The sequence below is a fragment of the Erythrobacter crassostreae genome (genome assembly GCF_019204045.1).
GTDB lineage: Bacteria > Pseudomonadota > Alphaproteobacteria > Sphingomonadales > Sphingomonadaceae > Erythrobacter > Erythrobacter crassostreae.
On the sequence record NZ_JAGSPC010000004.1, the window covers coordinates 77,968 to 98,353 of the forward strand.

General features: G+C 55.2%; 13 protein-coding genes. 6 read left to right on the plus strand and 7 right to left on the minus strand.

The features are described 5' to 3' along the window. Positions 1-6: 6 nt before the first annotated feature. The 4 genes from KCG46_RS12235 to KCG46_RS12250 are packed head-to-tail and all read right to left on the minus strand — an operon-like array spanning position 7 to position 4,229. Positions 7-564 carry a gluconate 2-dehydrogenase subunit 3 family protein gene (locus KCG46_RS12235; protein ID WP_218405726.1) on the minus strand — a complete coding sequence of 186 codons (558 nt, stop codon included), beginning with the start codon at positions 562-564 and terminating at the stop codon, positions 7-9. A gap of 2 nt (positions 565-566) precedes the next feature. Then, on the minus strand, positions 567-1,973 hold the full coding sequence (locus KCG46_RS12240) for an MFS transporter (protein WP_218405727.1): 1,407 nt from the start codon (positions 1,971-1,973) through the stop codon (positions 567-569). 22 nt (positions 1,974-1,995) lie between these two features. Further along, on the minus strand, positions 1,996-3,054 hold the full coding sequence (locus tag KCG46_RS12245; RefSeq protein WP_218405728.1) for a sugar phosphate isomerase/epimerase family protein: 1,059 nt from the start codon (positions 3,052-3,054) through the stop codon (positions 1,996-1,998). Continuing rightward, a complete protein-coding gene (locus KCG46_RS12250; RefSeq protein ID WP_255551997.1) occupies positions 3,051-4,229 on the minus strand; it encodes a Gfo/Idh/MocA family protein in 1,179 nt (392 codons plus the stop codon). Before KCG46_RS12250 ends, KCG46_RS12245 begins: the two co-directional genes overlap by 4 nt. Before the next feature lie 181 nt (positions 4,230-4,410). Between KCG46_RS12250 and KCG46_RS12255 the strand changes: the two genes are divergently transcribed. From KCG46_RS12255 to KCG46_RS12275, 5 genes are all read left to right on the plus strand, one after another. After that, a complete protein-coding gene (locus tag KCG46_RS12255; RefSeq protein WP_218405729.1) occupies positions 4,411-5,937 on the plus strand; it encodes a tryptophan halogenase family protein in 1,527 nt (508 codons plus the stop codon). Positions 5,938-6,035: 98 nt separating this feature from the next. Beyond that, positions 6,036-6,974 carry a tryptophan 7-halogenase gene (locus tag KCG46_RS12260; protein ID WP_218405730.1) on the plus strand — a complete coding sequence of 313 codons (939 nt, stop codon included), beginning with the start codon at positions 6,036-6,038 and terminating at the stop codon, positions 6,972-6,974. Continuing rightward, entirely contained in the window at positions 6,971-8,503 is a 1,533-nt protein-coding gene (locus KCG46_RS12265; protein WP_218405731.1) for a tryptophan halogenase family protein, read from the plus strand. The genes KCG46_RS12260 and KCG46_RS12265 overlap by 4 nt, the downstream gene beginning before the upstream one ends. After that, a complete protein-coding gene (locus KCG46_RS12270) occupies positions 8,500-10,005 on the plus strand; it encodes a tryptophan halogenase family protein (protein WP_218405732.1) in 1,506 nt (501 codons plus the stop codon). Before KCG46_RS12265 ends, KCG46_RS12270 begins: the two co-directional genes overlap by 4 nt. A gap of 148 nt (positions 10,006-10,153) precedes the next feature. After that, positions 10,154-13,276, plus strand: a complete 3,123-nt coding sequence (locus KCG46_RS12275; RefSeq protein ID WP_218405733.1) for a TonB-dependent receptor — start codon at positions 10,154-10,156, stop codon at positions 13,274-13,276. A gap of 100 nt (positions 13,277-13,376) precedes the next feature. Here KCG46_RS12275 and KCG46_RS12280 read toward each other — a convergent pair whose 3' ends face one another. Together KCG46_RS12280 and KCG46_RS12285 are read right to left on the minus strand one after the other, a co-directional pair. Then, positions 13,377-14,879, minus strand: a complete 1,503-nt coding sequence (locus KCG46_RS12280; protein WP_218405734.1) for a tryptophan halogenase family protein — start codon at positions 14,877-14,879, stop codon at positions 13,377-13,379. Between the two features lie 51 nt (positions 14,880-14,930). After that, positions 14,931-15,623 (minus strand): DUF6445 family protein, encoded by a 693-nt coding sequence (locus KCG46_RS12285; RefSeq protein WP_255551998.1) that lies wholly within the window; start codon positions 15,621-15,623, stop codon positions 14,931-14,933. 336 nt (positions 15,624-15,959) lie between these two features. Here KCG46_RS12285 and KCG46_RS12290 point away from each other — a divergent pair, with 336 nt between their 5' ends. Further along, a complete protein-coding gene (locus KCG46_RS12290) occupies positions 15,960-18,782 on the plus strand; it encodes a TonB-dependent receptor (RefSeq protein ID WP_255551999.1) in 2,823 nt (940 codons plus the stop codon). A gap of 83 nt (positions 18,783-18,865) precedes the next feature. Here the strand turns inward: KCG46_RS12290 and KCG46_RS12295 are convergent, their stop codons facing one another. Continuing rightward, positions 18,866-20,386 carry a tryptophan halogenase family protein gene (locus tag KCG46_RS12295; protein ID WP_218405736.1) on the minus strand — a complete coding sequence of 507 codons (1,521 nt, stop codon included), beginning with the start codon at positions 20,384-20,386 and terminating at the stop codon, positions 18,866-18,868.

The window sequence follows — 20,386 nt, forward strand, 5'->3', positions numbered from 1 at the left end:
AAAGTTTTAGACGCCGCGGTTGAGCCACGCGCTGCCGACTTCGGAAAGCGATGCACAGCCATCGTAGCGGCCTGGAATCTCTTCAAATGCGAGTTCCTGCGTGGCTTCTTCAGAGGTGTAAAAACCGAAGATCGTGAGGTCGCGCAATTGCTGCCACTGTGCACGGCCAGCCGCGCCATAATCGCCTTGATCCACGGCTGTTAGGGCCCGGTCCTGCTCTTCGGCGCTCATTGAAGCAAAATCGCTGCCGCTAGCGCTGAGAGACGACGCGAGATCATCAAGGCCGACCACGAACTCGTTTTGCTGTTCTGCAGTGAAAAAGTCAGCGAAGACATTGGCAATGTAGTCAGGAACACCCGCATCTATCGCGCCAGGTGTGTCTGTAGCTGGCATGATCCGTTCAACGATTGATGCGATCATTTGTTTATGCGGATCAAGGCTCGCCGGAGCAGAGCTGCAACCGGCAAGACTGCCAAGGGCTGGCAGGACGATCACCGCGCCGGCCACCGTTAAGCTACCCCGAAGGATTGAGCGCCGGTCGATTGAAGGGGAATTGTGCGACATGGCTATGCCTCCTCGGCCGACATTTCGAGCTGCTTCCGCGCAAAATACAGCGCAGCGAACACGGCAATCAGAATGACTGGAAAATAAACGAGCTGCGACAAGGCACCTTGCCCTGCAGCGACGTCGACCGCAGTGCCGGTCAGTCCGCTGGCTTCGGCGTTGGCTCTTGCGCTGTCGATCCATCCGCCGATGATCGGGTTCCATATGGTCAGGGCGAACATGCCCGCTGCCCCGACAAGGCTCATACCCAGCGCGCCCGAGCGCGGCACATATTGTGCCGTGACACCGATCATCGTGGGCCAGAAGTAACAAACGCCCAATGCGAAGACGATCGCCGAAGCATAGACCATCGCCCCGCTTGCAGATGCCATCATCAACAGACCGATGGTTGTTAGAACCGCGCTCATCAACAACACGCCAAGAGGATTGAGTGCGTGGATAAGCGGGCCTGCGAAGTAGCGGCCAACCGCCATGATCCCGGTCACCATGCCCAGCACGATCATTGCCTGACCTGGGAGGTTGCCAAGCTGAGCGCCGAGAATCCGATCAACCCACTGCTGCGTTCCAAGCTCAGATGTGGCTGTCACGCTCATAATCGCCATTAGCAAAACAAGCAGCAGCGCATCGCGCGTCCGGCCCGCTCGAAACAGCATCAGCATGAAAGTTAGACCAAGCACGGCTAGCAGTGGCAAAATAAAGGTTCCTGGCAGTCCGGCGACCAGATTGTTGGGCGTGCCGATAAGAACCAGAAGGCCAAGGATCGTGCCCATAAGCCTCACGCCTTTAGCATCGAGATCGACGGTCTTCTCGCTTGCCGGGACGTCGGGAAATTTCGTCGTAAAGATCATGAACCCATAGATCGCGGTCGGGATCAGCATCACGGCAATCTGCGGCTGCCAGCCAATACCTGTGTTGGTCATAACGTAGGAAATTACCGCCCCGATCACGATCCCGCCGGGGAACCAGACATGGAAACGGTTCAGCCACTTCGTCTTTTCATCGCGGTAAAGGTCTGCAACCAGCGGATTACACGCAGCCTCGACTGAGCCGTTGGCAAAGCCGATAAAGAAGGTCGAGATCAGAAGGCCAAGAAATCCATCGGCAAGGATGGTCAGCACAAGTCCGAGCAGGTGTCCCGCAAAGGCGAGGATCATAATCAGGCGCGGGCCAAGTTTGTTGTAGAGAAAGCCGAACACCACCATCGCCAGCGGAAAGCCTAAGAACGCCATGCTGTTAACCCAGCCAAGCTGGGTGTCGCTCAATGCGAACTCTTCAGACAACTGGGTCAGGATGCCCGCGCGAATTGCGAAGGTCATCGCCGTGACAATGAGCGAGATACAGCTGAGCCAGAACAGCTGGTTGCGATTGACGCCGGTCGACCCGACTGTGTTTATGGATGCGGTTGCCATTGATCTTTCCCTATCGCGGCCATCAGCTACTGATGCCGAGCGCACGTTTTAGCTTCGCCGGATCAGCGTCTCCGCCGGCAAAATCGTCAAATGCGTGTTCGGTTGGGCGAATGATATGATCGACAATGAACGGCGCACCTTCGGCTGCGCCTTGCTCGGGATGCTTGATGCAGCATTCCCATTCAAGCACAGCCCAGCCGTCAAATCCGTATTGAGTCAGCTTGCTGAAAATCTGGCGGAAATCGACTTGTCCGTCGCCCAGCGAGCGGAAACGGCCCGCCCGATCCTGCCATCCCTGATAGCCGCCATAAACTCCGGTGCGCCCGCTGGGCCGGAACTCTGCATCCTTCGCATGGAATGCTTTTATGCGGTCGTGATATCGATCAATGAAGTCGAGATAATCGAGCTGTTGCAGCACGAAATGGCTTGGGTCGAACAGGATGTTGGCACGCGGGTGGTTGTCCACCGCATCGAGGAACATCTCGAATGTCGCACCATCATGCAGGTCCTCGCCTGGATGGATTTCGTAGGCGCAATCGACCCCGTTGTCTTCAAAGACATCAAGTATCGGTCGCCAGCGCCGTGCCAATTCTGCAAAACCTTCTTCGACCAACCCGGCGGGGCGCTGCGGCCACGGATACACAAGGTGCCACATCAAAGCTCCGGAAAAGCTGGCGTGGGATTTAAGGCCCAAACGGCGCGAGGCGATTGCGGCCTTTTTAACCTGATCAACGGCCCATTCCTGCCGTTCATCCGGTTTGCCGTGCAGATGCGCAGGCGCGAAGGCATCAAACATCTCGTCATAGGCGGGATGAACCGCGACCAGTTGCCCCTGAAGATGCGTCGATAGCTCGGTGATCGTAAGGCCATGCTCAGCGCAGCGGCCCGTTAGTTCATCACAATAATCCTGACTTTCGGCAGCCAAGTCGAGGTCCATACAGCGCGGATCGTTGGATGGTATCTGGATGCCCTTATAGCCAAGGCCAGCGACCCACTCGGCTATACTATCGAGCGAATTGAAAGGCGCTTTGTCGCCCATGAATTGAGCAAGGAAAATAGCTGGGCCGCGTAGTTCCTTCATGCGAGCAATCCTTTCAAATCAGGGCCGACAGATGGCGCTTTTACATCGGTCCACGCACCGTCATTCGCGCTGCTGGTGATCGACGCTTCCAGAAAGGCCATGCCGCGTAACGCTTCGGCGATGCCCGGCACGCCGAGCGCGATTGGATTGGCTCCATCACGAAGCGCGCGCGCTGTGTTTCGATAGAGGTTTGCGAATGCTTCAACGTAGCCTTCAGGGTGACCAGAAGGGAGCCTACAGCGCGAAAGCGCTTCCTCGGACAGGGGTTTGTCGATCCCAGCACGGTGGACAATTGTCTCACCCGACCCGCGGCGTTCGATGAGCGTGTTTGGCTCCATCTGACGCCATTCAAGGCTGGCATTTTCGCCATAGACGCGAATGAACAAATCATTCTCGTCACCGGCGCAAATCTGGCTGGAGATCAGCGTGCCTGTCGCTCCGTTTTCGAGCGTAAAATCGATTGAGCCATCATCATCGAGCGGACGATCGGGCAGGTGACTGCGCAACCGCGCCGAGAGCGAATTCATACGCGAATGGGCTATGAATTCGGCAAGGCTATGGGCGTGACTGCCAATATCGCCAAGCGCGCCCGCTGGACCTGCAAGGGCCGGATCAACACGCCATGCGGCCTGTTTGTTACCGCTCTTTTCGGCGGGCAGCGCGAGCCAGCCTTGGGTGTAATTGACGATCACTTTGCGGACCGCGCCGAATTCAGGACGAGCTGCAATTTCGCGGGCATGCCAAACCATTGGATAGCCGAGATATGTGTGCGTAAGAGCATAGCCGGTTTTGGTCTCAGCAAGCGTTTCTGCAAGCGCCTCGACTTCGGCCAGTGATATACCTGCTGGCTTATCCGAGATGACATGATATCCTGCGCGAGCAGCGGCATCGGCCATCGGCACGTGAACATGGTTTGGCGTCACGATGGACACGCATTGCATGGCATTTGTGCGGGCTGCTTCACCGCTGAGCATCGTTTCGAAGTCTGCGTAGCACCGGTCCTCCGGCAATCCGAGCTCGCGCCCGGTGGTAAGACAGGCTTCGGCATCACGGCTGAATGCTCCGCAAACGAGGTCAATCTCGCCATCGAGCGCTGCGGCCATGCGGTGCACGGCGCCAATAAACGCACCAACACCGCCGCCAACCATGCCCATTTGCATGCGCGCCAAAGCCAATTCACCCTCCCTTTCGACACAATTGCATGCTGCAATATTGTCTTACGTTGTCAATCTGTATTACCGATTCTATTCAGGCGTCAAGCAAAAGGCCGGAAAACATGCGAGAGCACCGCAACCGGCATGTTGACATCGCAAGACCGCATGCGATCTTGCTGGCTAAGGGAAAGAGGAGTTTCGCGTGTCCGGTATCGACAGCGAAGGTACAGTTAATCGCGTCGTGATCGTCGGTGGTGGCACCGCCGGGTGGATGACTGCGGCCGGTCTTGCGAGCATGCTAGGGCCGACCGGGTTGGACATCACGCTGATTGAATCCGAAGCGATCGGAGTCGTCGGTGTTGGCGAAGCAACACTGCCGCACCTTAAACAGTTCAATGACACAATCGGCGTGAACGAAGCCGAATTTATGGCGGCAACTTCGGCGACATTCAAACTCGGCATCGAGTTTGTGAATTGGGGACGCAAGGGCGACAGCTACATTCATCCATTCGGAGAGTTTGGTCTTCCGAATGAAGGTGTTGCGTTCCATCACTATTGGCGCAAATTTGCGGATCGGCCAGACGTTGGTCCGCTCGACGAGTATTCTCTACCTGTCATTGCGTGCCGCAATGGAAAGTTTCAGCCGCCGAGCGAAGACCCGCGTTCGGTCTTTTCAACCTACCGCTACGCCTATCAATTCGACGCACTTCAATATGGCCCGTTCATGCGTTCATTGTCGGAAAAGCGCGGCGTGAAACGGATTGAAGGCAAGGTCACAGATGTCGCTCTAGATGCAGAAAGCGGGCACATAACCTCTTTGACGCTGGATGATGGTCAAGAGATAGAGGGCGATCTGTTTGTAGATTGCACTGGCTTTTTTGGTCTTCTGATCGAGAAAACCCTGCAGACAGGCTATGATGACTGGAGCGAATGGCTGCCGGCTGATCGCGCTGTTGCGATGCCATGCGAGAGCGCGGGGCCGCCAGTGCCGTATACCCGTGCAACTGCGCACGAGGCTGGTTGGTCTTGGCGAATTCCTTTGCAGCACCGGACAGGTAACGGGCATGTCTATTCCAGCCAATTCCTCGACGATGATGCTGCGGCGGAAACCTTAATCGCCGGCCTTGACGGCAAGCCCTTGGCCGACCCGCGTTTCCTCCGCTTTGTAACTGGCAAACGCAAAAAGCTCTGGAACCGCAATGTGGTGGCTATCGGCCTTTCTGGTGGGTTCTTGGAGCCGCTGGAATCGACCAGCATCTATCTGATTCAGGAAGGCATAACCAAACTGCTCGAACTGTTCCCGCGCAGCCATGACAATGCGGTCGAGGAGCGCGAATACAATCACTGGATGGATTTGCAGTTTGAGCGGGTCCGCGATTTCCTCCTGCTTCATTACAACGCGACAGAGCGGGACGATTCCGACTTTTGGAACCATATGCGGACCATGAATGTGCCGGACAGTTTGCGGGAACGGCTGTCGCTGTTTGACGCGCATGGTCATGTCTCAGCTTATGAACATGGCTTGTTCCTTGTTCCCAGCTGGATTGCTGTTTTGATCGGCCAGCGCGCGATGCCGGGCGGATATGACGCCCGGGTTGACCGGATCCCTGACGAACAGGTTCTTCAGCATCTGGCGGGTTTGAAAGGGCATATGGCCAAAGCTGCCGGATCGATGGGCGACCACACCGGTTTTCTGACCAGTCACGCCGGAATGGGCCGCACCGTATGAAGGCAAAACGCCTCAGCGTGATTGGCGCGCCGCTTGGAGTTAGCATCGTGGGCGCGTGGCTATCAGCGCGGTGGTTGGGGCCGGGCAGGGAGTTGACCATGGCTGTCAGTGGCGCAGCGCAAACCAGTTCCGAATTGCTGCTGCGGCCTTCCATGCTGAGCTTTCACGGTGAGCTTGAAATATCGCCAGACACCTTGATCCAGGCAGCATCGGCAGAGCCCGTCTTTTCATGGACAGCCCAAACACCAACAGGTGCGATTTCGATCCCGTTCTCGCCATATGGCGTTTCGCGCAGCGGTGTTGAGTTTCATCATTATTGGCAAAGAGCAGGCGAGCTCGAGGATGTATCTGACATCTCTGATTTCTCGCTGCCGCTCGCGCTGGAAAATGCGGGCAGGCCATTCAATCTAAAAGAGATGGGACAGCTTCCAGTCCAATTTGGATTGCGGTTAGATCAAGCCAGATATGCTGACATAATGCTGCAGTTCGCAAAGCAAGCGGGCGCGAAAATTACAGACGACACCAACCAAGAAACGGAAGCCGATTTTGTCATAGAATGCGTCGTGGATGTGGAAAGCGCTGCTTGGCGCGGGAGCCGGATTGGGCTCTCTGCTCCAGATGATCTAAGCGGCGCGGAGAGCCAAGTTTTCGCCAATGCCGCGCGCCGTGCGTGTGCCCTGATCGGTGACCTTTCGGACCAGCCAGCCGAACGCGCCGAGTTTAACCGGCTCTCCGAAAATGAAGCAGACCGGATTGCTGACATGCGGACCTTGCTTGTCGCAGAGGACTTGCAGCATTCGGCTTCGCCTGAACTGCTGCGAAAGATTGATGTGTTTCGCGCATGCGGCCGTATTCCAACCGAGGATTTTGAGGTGTTCTTGTCTCCCGAATGGCTTGCCGCATTGCGGGCTCGCGGTGTGCAGCCGCGCCGCTATGATCGCATGGCAGATCGCTTGCCCGAGGCGGAATTGCTGTCTTGGCTGACCCAGCTGAGAAGGCAGATTGAACAGATCACCAGCGCCGGGAATCCATCATGACAAAGCAGCAAGTCAAAAGCGTTGTTATCGCCGGTGGTGGGACCGCTGGTTGGATGACAGCAGCGGCACTGGCAAAAACACTGGGCGGGGCAGGTGTGTCGGTCACACTCGTCGAATCCGAGGCAATCGCGACGGTTGGCGTAGGCGAGGCGACGATCCCGGCCATTACCAAGTTCAATCAGCGGCTGGGCATTGACGAGCATGATTTCATGCGAGCCACCCAAGCGACCTACAAGCTCGGCATTGAGTTTGCGGATTGGGGCGCTTTGGGGGAAAGCTATTTTCACCCATTCGGCCGATATGGTTTTGATCTGGAAGCTGTCGAGTTTCACCAGCACTGGGCCCGGCTACGCAGTCTGGGTGATGCCCATGGGTTGGAAGATTACTCGCTAAACACATTGGCCGCGTATCAGGGCAAGTTTGTTAGGCCAGAACCCGATCACGGATCAGTGATCGGTCAGCTTGGCTATGCCTTTCATTTTGATGCGTCTTTGTATGCTGCTTTTCTGCGCGACTTCGCAGAGCGCAGGGGTGCCACGCGGATTGAGGGGTTAATTGAAAGCGTCGAGCAAGACGGTGAAACAGGATCCATCACTGCTCTAAAGCTGGACGGCGACCGGCGCGTTGCAGGTGATCTATTCATCGATTGCACGGGCTTTCGAGGGCTTCTGATTGACGGTGCCTGCGGGTCACATTTTCATGACTGGGGTCACTGGCTGCCATGCAACCGCGCTGTCGCGGTGGCATGCGAAAAGCAGGGTGAGCCGGTGCCATACACGCGCTCGACAGCACGGGAAGCGGGATGGCAGTGGCGTATCCCATTACAGCACCGGACCGGTAACGGGCACGTTTTTTGTGATGCCTATCTGAGCGCGGAAAAGGCGGAAGAGGTCTTGCTTGCCAACCTCGATGGTGAGCCTGTCTCCTCGCCCAATCATCTACGGTTCCGCACGGGCCACAGGCAGGAATTCTGGTCTTCCAATTGTGTTGCGATCGGCTTGTCTTCGGGTTTCTTGGAGCCTCTTGAATCGACTAGTATCCACCTCATTCAGATGGGAATATCAAAGCTCATTTCGCTGTTCCCGAGTGCGATAGAGGCACCTATCGATCGGGCAGAGTACAACCGTCTTATGCGTGATGATTTTGAGCATATCCGTGACTTTCTGGTGCTTCACTACAAGGCCACTCGCCGCGATGACTCTCCGTTTTGGGACTATGTTCGCGAGATGGATATTCCAGACAGCCTCGCGCGCAAGATTGAATTGCTGCAATCGCAGGGACGCTTTTTCAAATATGATGCTGAACTGTTCGATGTGACCAGCTGGCTTGCTGTGGCTGAAGGGCAGGGGTTGGGACCGCAAGGGTTTAATCCGCTGGCCCAAGGGTTGAGTGATCAGAATTTGCGCCAGAGCATGGAAAATATGCGCGGTGCCTACGCCAAGGCTGCAGCGGCAATGCCCACGCATCAGGCGTATATCGAACGTTTCTGCAAGGCGCCCCCAATGGACTTGAAAGCGAAAACCGCATGAACCCGCATCTGCTTGACCGTGTCGTGATCGTCGGTGGAGGCACCGCCGGTTGGATGACCGCTGCTGCTCTCGGGCATCTTCTTGAAGGCTCGCCAACGCGCGTGACATTGATCGAATCCGAGGCAATCGGAACGGTTGGAGTTGGCGAAGCTACGATCCCGCCGATCATTGCTTTCAACACAATGCTGGGCATTGATGAGGACGAGTTTGTCCGCGAGACCAATGCGACGTTCAAGCTCGGCATTGAATTTGTCGACTGGAAGGAACTGGGGCATTCTTACATTCACCCATTCGGCGATTTTGGCCGCGATTTCGATTCAATCCCGTTTTATCAATATTGGATTCATCGCAATCTTGCTGGTGAGAAAGACGATTTGTTCGCTTATTCGTTGATGGTTGAGGCGTGTCGGCGCGAGAAGTTTCGGCGGCCGGTTACCGACCGCCCACAATCCGCCTATGCCGGTATCAATTACGCGTTCCAGTTCGATGCCTCGCTATATGCAGCATTCCTTCGCCGATTTGCAGAGGATAAAGGCGTTGAGCGGATCGAGGGTAAGATCAGCGATGTCAGCCTCGACGGGGAGAGTGGTCACGTCAGTTCGCTTGAGCTTGAAAACGGAAAGAGTGTCGAAGGTGACTTCTTCATCGATTGTTCCGGCTTTCGCGGCCTGCTGATCGAGCAAAGCCTTAAGACAGGCTATGAAGACTGGCGCAAATGGCTGCCCTGCGACCGCGCGGTCGCGATGCCGTGTGAGAAAATCGCCGATCCGATCCCGTATACGCGCGCAACGGCGCGAGAGGCCGGGTGGCAGTGGCGCATCCCGCTTCAGCACAGGACCGGCAATGGCTACGTCTATTGTAGCGAATTTTTGAGCGATGATGACGCCGAGGCAACCCTGCGTGCCAATTTGGACGGTGAACCGATGGCCGACGCCAATCGGCTTCGTTTTACCACAGGGCACCGGAAAGAATTCTGGAATGGCAATGTTCTTGCGATGGGTCTGGCGGCCGGATTTATGGAGCCGCTTGAATCAACCAGCATTCACCTGGTCCAGACCAGTCTGGCGCGATTGCTGACCCATTTCCCCGATAAGCGATTCAACGAAGCGGACATCGAAGCCTTTAACCGGCGTACATTGTTTGAATATGAGCGTGTCCGGGATTTCCTTGTGCTTCACTACACCGCGACAAACCGGGACGACACGCCGTTTTGGCGTCATTGTCATTCGATTGAATTGCCATTTGATCTGGAACGCCGCGTCGCCCAGTTCCGCGAAGGTGGACGCATTTTTGAAGAATCGAATGACATCTTCGGAACCGCAAGTTGGCTGGCGGTGATGTACGGGCAGGGCATCGAACCGCAATCGAGCAATCCGCTCATCTCGAAAGTCCCAATTGCGAAAATTGATTCGGTAATCCGTGGTATTGGCGCAACAATTGACAACGCTGTTTCTGAAATGCCGACACATTCGGAATTCATCGAAAGCCATTGCAAGGGGTAATTGCGGGCGGAAACGCTCCAACAATGATCACTGATGAACAAAATGGACAACTCAAAACAAACCTTGTTGACAACGTAGTCAATATGGGATTTTATCAGGATAGAACAATACACGTGCCTTGGGTTGGTGCGTGACGGGAGGGAAAACTGTGAAACTATCAAGCGCACGCGCCGCTGGCGGACTTGTGTCCAAATCTCTGTTTACGAGCGTTTCGACGCTGGGTCTGTTGGCCGCGTCACCTGCTTTGGCGCAGGAAGAGCAGTCGGGGGACACCCCTGAAGTCGAAGAAGATGAGGGCATCATCGTCACCGGCCTACGTGAGTCGCTTGCGACATCGCAGGCGCAAAAGCGTAACGCGGACACGGTTGTCGATGTGGTTACCGCGTCTGACATTGGCGCACTGCCTGACCGTTCGGTTTCCGAAGTTCTTCAGCGTGTCCCTGGCGTCAGCGTTCTTCGTTTCGCTGGCCCGAATGATCCCGATCACTTTGCGGTTGAGGGCAGCGGTGTTGTTATCCGCGGTCTTCCGTTTGTCCGATCGGAACTGAACGGGCGTGACGTGTTCGCCGCCAACAGCAGCGGCATCCTTGGGTTCGAAGACGTTTCGCCGGAACTTCTCGGCAGTGTCGTCGTGTTCAAGAACTCGACAGCCGATCTTGTCGAAGGGGGGGCAGCGGGTACGATTGATCTTCGCACACGTGTTCCGTTTGATCAGGCTGGCCTCGTTGTTAGTGGCTCGATCGAAGGCAACTATGGCGATTTGAGTGACGAATGGAGCCCGTCGGGATCGCTCTTGATTTCCAACACGTGGAACACCGATGCAGGCACATTCGGCTTGCTTGGCAACATTGCCTACAGCGAGTTAAAGTCACGCGCTGATGGTACCGGCATCGCCGACTATGTTCAGACCGATGATGGTTTCGTTCCGTCGGGCGGCAGCATCCGGACCCAAGAATTCGACCGTGAACGTTTGACAATCGCGGCGGCAGCACAGTTCGAAAGCAACGATGGTAAGTGGCTCGCCACAGCCCAGTTCCTCCGTTCGGATTCAGATCTTGTCTGGGGCGAGAACGCGATTGAGACGGCGGCTGATGGTGCTGGCGCACGTGCTAACCTGGATTCGAGCGATTTCACGTTCGACGCTGATGGCGTCTTCACCAGCGGTACGATCACCGATAACTCACAATGGCGCGGCCCCAATGCCACTGCTGCAAATCTGGGTGCCAATGGCGGTCAGCAGCTAAGTCTTACTCGTAACCGCTCAGAAAATGATATTACGACCGATTACGGTTTCAATCTTAAGTTCTCGCCCACTGAAAATCTGCGCTTCAATTTTGATGCCCAGTATATTGAGGCGACGACTGATATCGTCGACATTACTCAGCACCGTTCTTTCTTCTCGCCTGTGTTTATCAACACACTTGATGAGGATTCTCCGGTAGTTGAATTCCAGCTTCCGACAGGTGAAGCCGAAGGATATTTTCAGGACCCGAGCCGCTATTTCCTGCGCTCTGCAATGGACCACATCACTCAAAACGAAGCTGACTCTCTCGCCTTCCGCGGCGATGTAGAATACGATTTCTCCGGCGATGGCTGGTTGAAATCGGTCCGCGCTGGTGCCCGCTATAACAAGCAAGATCTGCTTCTGCGTCAAAGTGACTTCAACTGGGGTAACATCTCTGAAGTATGGACCGGTAACGACATCCAAGGGCAGTCTGGCGGAGACTTTAACCAGACACAGTCGCTCGTTCTTGTCAGCGGCAACGCGAACCCTGCTATCGAGAGTGCTGTGAACGGTCTCTTCGGACAGTTCGAATTCGCTGACTATCAGCGCGGCGTTTCCACTGGCCTCGGTGGTCCGATTCCGGCTTACACTGGACCGTCTGTGCTTGACTACGATGGTTTTGCGGCCTCGTTTAACACGCTGCTTGATGCGATTGGCGGAAGCCCATCGGGCTGGACACCGCTCACCGGACGTAACGGGGTGGTTGAAGGAACGCCGTTCCTGCCGAGCGAAATCGGATCAATCGAACGGGAAACTCTCGCCGGTTATGTCCGCGTCGATTTTGAAGCTCCGGAATCGGATGGCGGCGTTGTATTCAGCGGCAATGTCGGTCTGCGCTACGTTCGCACCGATCGCAGCGTGGATACATCGATCACAGTCGATCCATTCGATCAGATCTTTGCGCCTGGTTTGGTTGCTCTTTGTGATCCAGCCAACCAGCCGAACATCCCGACCTTTACAGTTCCAGGTATTTGCCAGCTGGATCTCGCCGCGTTCGAGACCGCATTTGGCGACGGGCGCTTCATCACAGAAACGGTTGAAACCGATTACGACGAGTTCCTGCCTAGCCTGAACTTGAAGCTCGATATTCCGGGTGGTCATGTTCTGCGTACGGCTGTTTCGCGTACATTGACACGGCCAGGCGTTGATCAGCTCAATGAACGTATCTTCGTCCAGACAGAGCCAGGCGAAACGATCGCCGACGGTATGGGCGGATCAATTCAGAACTTTGGCCGGTTTGTTGGCAATGCGACGGGCAACGCTTCGTTGCTTCCGCAAACAGCATGGAACTTTGATGTATCTTGGGAATGGTACTTCGATACCGCCGGTTCGATTACGGTCGCTGGCTTCCATAAGGAAGTCGACGATTTCATCGCGTTTAGCCCTCTCGGAATCCCGCTTGAGTTCGAAGGTCTCGATCTGACCATCGCTCGGAACACAGAGGTGAATACCGACCAGAATGGTTCGGTTAGCGGCGTCGAGATTGCGTATCAGCAATTCTACGACTTCCTACCGGGCATCCTGAACGGTTTGGGTGCGCAGTTCACCTACACGTATATTGATGCGCGTGGTGTCGCGAACCAACTGGATCCGGCACTCGCATCGGATGATCCACCAACAGCGCGTTTTGACATCGACTCGGGCGTCTTCCCGCGGATATCGGAGCACAACATCAACGCGATTGCGCTGTATGAAAAAGGTCCGGTGCAAGCACGCCTCGCATACAACTGGAGAAGCGAATTCCAGCTTACTCCGCGCGACGTGATCTTCCCGTTTGCATCGATCTATCAACCAGCGACCGGTCAGCTTGATGCGTCACTGTTTGTAGATGTGAACGACAACATCACGGTTGGTGTACAAGGCGTAAACCTTACAGATGATATCACTGCGACCACGCAAACAGTCAACGAGGCTGGCCTGCAGGCACCGCGGAACTATTTCCGCAATGACCGCCGGTTCACATTTATTTTGCGGGCGAACTTCTAACTACCCCAAGCTGCTCTCTTCAGCTCTCCTTGAATGGCTCGATCGGTCTCAACCGGTCGGGCCATTCTCTTATCTGGGAGAGGGCCAGAGGTCCGCTCCATCAGTCGGCTTTGCAGTGCTGCTCAATAAATTGTTCGTGGGTTGGAAGGCCATCAACCGACTTTTCGATAAGCTTGCGCACGTTGGATAGAAACTCGGTAAGTTGTGCGTCGCTGATGCCATCGGCCATCGGATCATGGCTGGATGGCATTCCTTTTTGGCCGAACATCACCTGAACCCAACTGGCCTCGCGAAACAGGTCATCTGCATCGCGGCCCACCCGTCCAGAGGATGCGAAGAGCTGCTGCTTTTGACGCAGCGAGTCCGGGACTTCCATATTCTTGCAGTACCGCCAGAACTCCGAATCTTCACGCTCGGTCTGGTTGTAATGCAGGATGATGAAGTCGCGGATCTGTTCAAATTCGTCGCGGCAGCGGCGATTGTATTCTTCCCGTTCGGCAGAACAGTTGGCGCTTTGAGGGAAGAGCTGGATTAAGCGGCTGACATGAGACTGGATCAAATGGATGCTGGTCGATTCCAATGGCTCCAGAAAGCCGCCGGACAAGCCGATACTGACGCAGTTATGAGCCCAGAATTGATCGCGTCTGCCGGTTGTAAAGCGGATAGGTCGCGGATCAGCCAGAGGCTTCGTATCAAGCCCAGCAAGCAAGGTGTCGCCTGCTTCGTCGTCCGAAACAAAATCATTGCAATAGACGTGGCCGTTGCCGGTCCTGTGCTGCAACGGGATACGCCATTGCCAGCCCGCGCTTTTCGCCGTCGCCCTTGTGTAGGGCACCAAATTCTCCAGCCGCTCGCTAGGGACGGCCTGTGCGCTGTTGCATGGTAACCACTTCGACCAGTCCTGATACCCTACACCAAGCTCTTGCCCCATCAGGAGCGCCCGAAAGCCCGTGCAGTCTACAAAGAAGTCGCCAGACACTTCATTGCCGCTGTCGAGCGTAATGGACGTGATGTCGCCACTTTCAGAATTGCGGGACACCGTTTGCACGATCCCTTCGCTCCGTTTGACGCCATGTTGTTCAGCAAATGCTCTCAGATACTGCGCGTAGAGACCGGCATCAAAGTGATAGGCATAGGCAAGGCCGGTCATCGCGGTGTTGCCGACTCGATCCATCTTGCCGAATTTCGCGCAGTCCGCCGCATGTTTGTGGAGCGAGTATTGCCACAAATCGTGCTCATGGCCGTTAGCGGCGGCGCGGCGCCAGTACTGATGAAACGGCACACTGGCGAGGTTGAGCCCGGCATCTCCGAAAGTATGGAGATAGCTGCTACCGACTCGGCCCCAATCTACAAATTCAATGCCAAGCTTGAATGTTCCCTTGGTTTGCTTGACGAAATCGTACTCATCGAGGCCGAGGATCGCATTCAGCCGAATGATCTGCGGGATCGTTGCCTCACCAACGCCGACGGTTCCGATTGCCTCAGATTCAACAAGCTCAATCGATAGATTGCGCCCAAGCAGGCGGGAAAAGGCAGCGGCAGTGATCCAACCCGCTGTTCCTCCGCCAACGATGACAAGCTTTTGCAGATGAGGTGCGTTCATTCGATTGAGCTCACTGTGGTTTGCTACCGTGTATAGAAAAGTATGCCCACGTTATAGTCGGCGAAAGAAGGCGTTGATCGTCAGCCTGCCCGTTCTTGGGTCAGCGGGAAGTTCCAGATCGTTTTCGATCATGCCAGAGTGAAGGATATTGCCGCGATAGAAGACTGCCTGATTGAATTCTCCGCCCGTCATATAGGTGCGCTCAAAGTGAGGGGCACCATCAGTGACATAACGTGCCGGCGGCAATCCAGTTTCTGCCACGTCTGCTTGTAGAGCGTCGCGATAGTGGGGAAAGTTTGCCTCCGTCAGTTCTTCATAGCCCGTGGAGCGATGACGAAAGAACGCGGTGCCGCCGTGCTCTGTCGTGTCCAGATACAGCATCATCGCGAGCTGGTCGGGGTCAGTTCCGTCGACATGCGGGAAGCATTGCATCGGAATCAACTCATCCGGTCGTGCCGTTACGATGGAAAACCAAGCCTGCATTGCCCAATCTGCGCGTTCATAGCCAAACGCATCGTTTAGGTGAGGAGACAATTGTGCGGCCCACATTGCGCAAGTCTGAGAATCAAGCGGCGCACGCAAGCCTGGATATTGCGGCGTAATCTTTGCAAATTTTTGCAAAGATGCATGATTGATCACAGTTTCGGCACTCTCCAGCATGTTGGAAACCTGCATAAATACATGATTACAATTCGAAAAGTGCCCGATGGTTTGGTCTGAGACTGAAATTGCCAAGCTTTGCATTTCTAGAACTTCCGTTTCGACCTCACTTGATCCCGGACAGAGGCTATCAAAGGATGCCTGTGAAACCAAGTGATCACATTAAAGTACAGAAAACAAAGCTTTTAAATTATCTCAATTGCGCATCGGTGTGCGTCTCAGCGCTCGACTGAGGTATCTTCATGCAGCAGTGGTATGCGTGTGTGGCGCCGCTGCCACAGGTTGTTGAAAGTTCGGTCAAGCAAGTCTGAATTTCGGTCCGCTGATGGATTAAAGATATGAAATAGAACATATAAAATCGTTTTCTATCACGCTTAATCAAATTTGCTTTTGCGATTTACGGCTCCGAAATTCTGCGCTATGAAAAAAAATGCAAAGACGCACGATAGTGATGCGTCGGGGAGGACTGAAATGGGATTTAAGCGTTATTCAGCCAACGCCCGCCTGCTGTGCGGTGCGGCAACGGGTCTAGCAATGGTTGCAGCCGCAGCGCCTATCGCTGCGCAAGAGCAGCAAGAAGCGGAAGTCGCAGAGGGCGAAGAGGGTGAGATCGTTGTTCGCGGCATTCGCAGTTCGATTGAGACTTCGCTTAGTGCGAAGCGTGAATCGTCGAGTATTGTCGAAGTGATCACTGCCGAAGATATCGGCCAGCTTCCCGATCTTTCTATCGCTGACTCGCTCGCTCGTCTGCCGGGCGTGACCGCTCAGCGCGTGCGCGGTCGCTCGCAGCAAATCTCTATCCGTGGTCTTGGGCCGGACTTTTCACTGGCACTGCTTAACGGGCGTGAGGTCGTTTCGGCTGGTAACAATCGTGGTATCGAATTTGACCAGTTCCCTTCCGAGCTGATCGGCCAGGGTGTAGTCTACAAAACTGCTGACGCGCGTCTCGCGGCAACCGGCATCGCTGGCGCTGTCGATCTACGCACTGTTCGTCCACTTGATTTCAAAGACGCGACAATCAATGTTTCGGCTCGCTATGTTCTTAACGACAGCGGCAGCTTGAACCCTGACTTCGCCGATGACGGATACCGTTTCTTCGGTTCGTACATCGATCAGAACGCAGCGGGCACATTTGGTTGGGCATTGGGCGCAACGGTTCAATCGAACCCGACCCACTTCATTTCCCGCGAGTTGAAAACCAATCAATTCCAGGTCGCACGCGATGCAAATGGTTTGATCTATCCGGCGGATAATCCCCGTCAGGGTGTTGTGAGCCGCGAATTCGAGCGTGTTTCTGTTGCTGGTACATTGCAGTTCGAGCCCAATGATCGCGTTTCGCTCGTCGTTGATGGCTTTTACAGCGATACGCAGGATTCCGGCATCTTCCGTGGTACGGAAACACCGATTGCGTCTTGGAGTGGTGCCAGCTTTGACGGGGCACAGGGCTCTGGCCCATTCGCCGACAGCGCAACATACTCGGCTGTTGTTCCGATCCTGCGTACCGACACTGAGGGCAACGAGTCCGAAATCTACGCATTCGGTGCAAACCTAGATGTCGATCTCAGCGATAACTTCGGCATTGTAGTCGACTACGGTTACTCAACTCTCGACCGCAACGACATCGATTATGAATCTTATGCCGGCACCGGCCCTGCACGTTCAGGCGCGCAGGATACGCTGAATTTCACATTCCCAAGCAATGGCGAATACACCATTGATGGCTTGCTGGATTACACTGATCCAGCGAACGTTCTGCTCACCGATCCGGGTGGCTGGGGCCAGGTTGGTTTTGTCAAACAACCAATCATCGAAGACGAATTGCATCAGCTGCGTCTGGAAGCGGATTGGGAATTTGACGGAGGTTTCCTGTCGAGCATCCAAGTTGGTGTCTTGTACACTGACCGCCAGAAAAACTTCGATTCCAACGAGAGTTTCCTGCGGGCATCAGGCCAGTTTGTTAATGGCGCACTTGCTGTGCCAACGAACACGATCGTCGGCAGCACGGACACCGGTGATCTTGGCAACAACATTCTCGCCTATGATCCGTCAACGTTCCTGACTGACGGAACATATGTTGTCGAAAAGGCTACATTTGATACCGAATGGGTCGTGAATGAGCGTGTGGCCAACATCTACGCTCAAGCGAACATTGATACGATGCTGGGCGCTATGCCGCTTCGCGGGAACGTCGGGATCAAATATGTCGACACGTTCCAGTCTTCGACCGGTACAATCGGCGGAGGGCGGAACTTCGTTCAGGAAAAGTATGATGACTGGCTTCCTAGCGCCAACCTCAGCTTTGAAGTAGCGACCGACACCTTCATCAAACTGGCCGCTGCGCGCACGATCACTCGTGCACGCCTTGATCAGCTCGCTGCGAACCAGAATATCGGAACAAATCCGCTCGCATGTGCGGATACCGATGGTGACCAGATTCCTGACACTGTTTTGGCGTTTAACCCGCCGACAGTCGTGTGTTTCAACCTTGGTGGCGGTAACCCATCTCTGCAGCCATATTCATCGACATCTTTCGACGTCTCGTTTGAGAAGTACTTCTCACCGGGCTCGGCTCTCGTTGTCGCCGTATTCCACAAAGAACTGTCGGACTGGGTCATCGACTTCTCTGACACGATCGATCTGGAACAGCAGATTGTGAACGCTGGCTTCGGGTCGATTCTGCAAACCGCTCCTGAGCTTGCTACGGGTTCATTCGGCGGTCCGGTCAACTTCGCTGACGGTTCGATCACTGGTGTTGAAGCAACTCTGCGTGTCGACTTCATCGATCTGACCGAGGCTCTGGATGGCTTTGGTGGCAGCTTCAGCTTCACCTACGCTGATGCAGAGGTCGAAGATCAGAACCAGGATTCACTGCCGATCCCGGGTTATTCCGAGCAAGTTTGGTCGGGCGACATCTTCTATGAAAGGAACGGTCTTCAGGCGAAGCTCGCAGCGCGTTATCGCAGCGGTTTCCTGTCCGAAGTTCAAAACTTCGACGGCAGTCTGAGCGGTGCCGATGCGCTTAGCGAGACAATTCTCGATGCGCAGATCGGATACACGTTCCAGAACGATGCTGGCTTCCTGAAAGGCCTCGGCTTCCAGTTTGAAGTCTTCAACCTGACCAACGAACCGTTTGTGACCCAGAATGATCTTCTGGACACCGGCGGGAACACAATCGGAAGTTTCCCAAGTCGTCATGAAATCTATGGCCGGACTTTCAACTTCACGGTCAAGAAATCGTTCTGATCAAATTAGGGTTGCAGAACTCTCCAAGAGGGGAAGGGGCTCGCTGGAAACAGCGGGCCCTTTCCTATTTTGGGAAGGAGGGATCAAACAGCAATCGGCGAACGGCAGTACCGGTTCAGGAACTCGGCGTGTTCGGGCATCTCCGCCACGGCATCCTGCATCGCTTGCGAGATTGCCTGCATGCGCTCGGCGACGGGCACCTGCTGACGCATTTCAGTTATCGCTGGAGCGCGTTCAGGTACAATGTCTTGGCCTAGGTAAACTGCGATCCAGCTGGGATTGGCGAACAGTTCGCGCTCATCTGCAACCAGCATTCCGGAAGCGCGAAAATGGTCGATTTTGTATTGCAGGCTGTCGGGAATCTCCATTGAAGAGCAATACCTCCACAGCTCTGCATCATCCCTGGCCGTCGCTTTGTAATGCAGAATCAGAAAGTCCCGGATACGCTCGTATTCGGTGGCAGTCTGATTGTTGTACTCACGGGCCAGCAGAGGCGACATATCACGACCCGGCATCAGAGCGATCAGGCGCAAGATACCATATTGAATCAGATGGAGGCTGGTCGACTCAAGTGGCTCCATAAAGCCAGCAGAGAGCCCAATCGCCACGCAATTTTTGTCCCAGAACTTACGCCGACGTCCCGTTGAGAAACGCAGCGTACGAGGCTCAGCCAGCGCTTCTCCATCCAGCGATGACATGAGCGTTTCGGTCGCCTCATCTTCGCTGATATACTCGCTGCAGTGGACATAGCCATTGCCTGTCCGGTGCTGGAGCGGGATGCGCCACTGCCAGCCAGCTTCTTTGGCCGTTGAGCGCGTATAGGGCGTGATCGTGTCCTGCTTGGCGCACGGAACAGCAACCGCGCGATCACACGGCAACCAATGCTGCCAATTCTCGTATCCTGCTTCGAGTGCGCCTTCGATCAGAAGCCCGCGAAAACCGCTGCAATCGATGAAGAATTCTGCCGCGACCTCCGCTCCGCTGTCCAGCACTACGCTTTCAATAAAGCCGTCCTCGTTGTTGCGATTTACGTCGCAAACGCGCCCTTCAATCCGTTTAACGCCGCGCGTTTCGGCGAACTTGCGAAGGTAGGCCGCGTAGAGGCCTGCATCGAAGTGATAGGCATAGTCGAAGGTCGATTGGATCTTTCGGCGATCCGCCTGCGGGTGTGTGAACTTTCCAGCTTTCGCCATGGCCCAGCACATTGAGAAATCATCGATCAGTCCGTCGATACTGCCAGCCAAACTCTCCCGCATCCAATAGTGGTAGAACGGGACCTTATCGAATTCGGCCCCGTACTGGCCGAATGGGTGGAAATAGCTGTGTCCTTTACGTGCCCAATCCACAAACTCGATGCCAAGTTTGTAGGAGCCGGAGGTCTCCTTGACGAAGGTCGCTTCATCGATACCCAACCGTTGGTTGAAATTGCGGATCGGCGGAATGGTCGCCTCGCCGACGCCGACAGTGCCGATTGCCTCGGATTCGATCAAAGTGATCTTACAGTTCGGCCCCAGTGTATCAGAAAGCGCAGCGGCCGTCATCCAGCCTGCGCTGCCGCCGCCGACAATGGCGATCTGCCGCAATGGACCGGGCGGTGCTGTCAT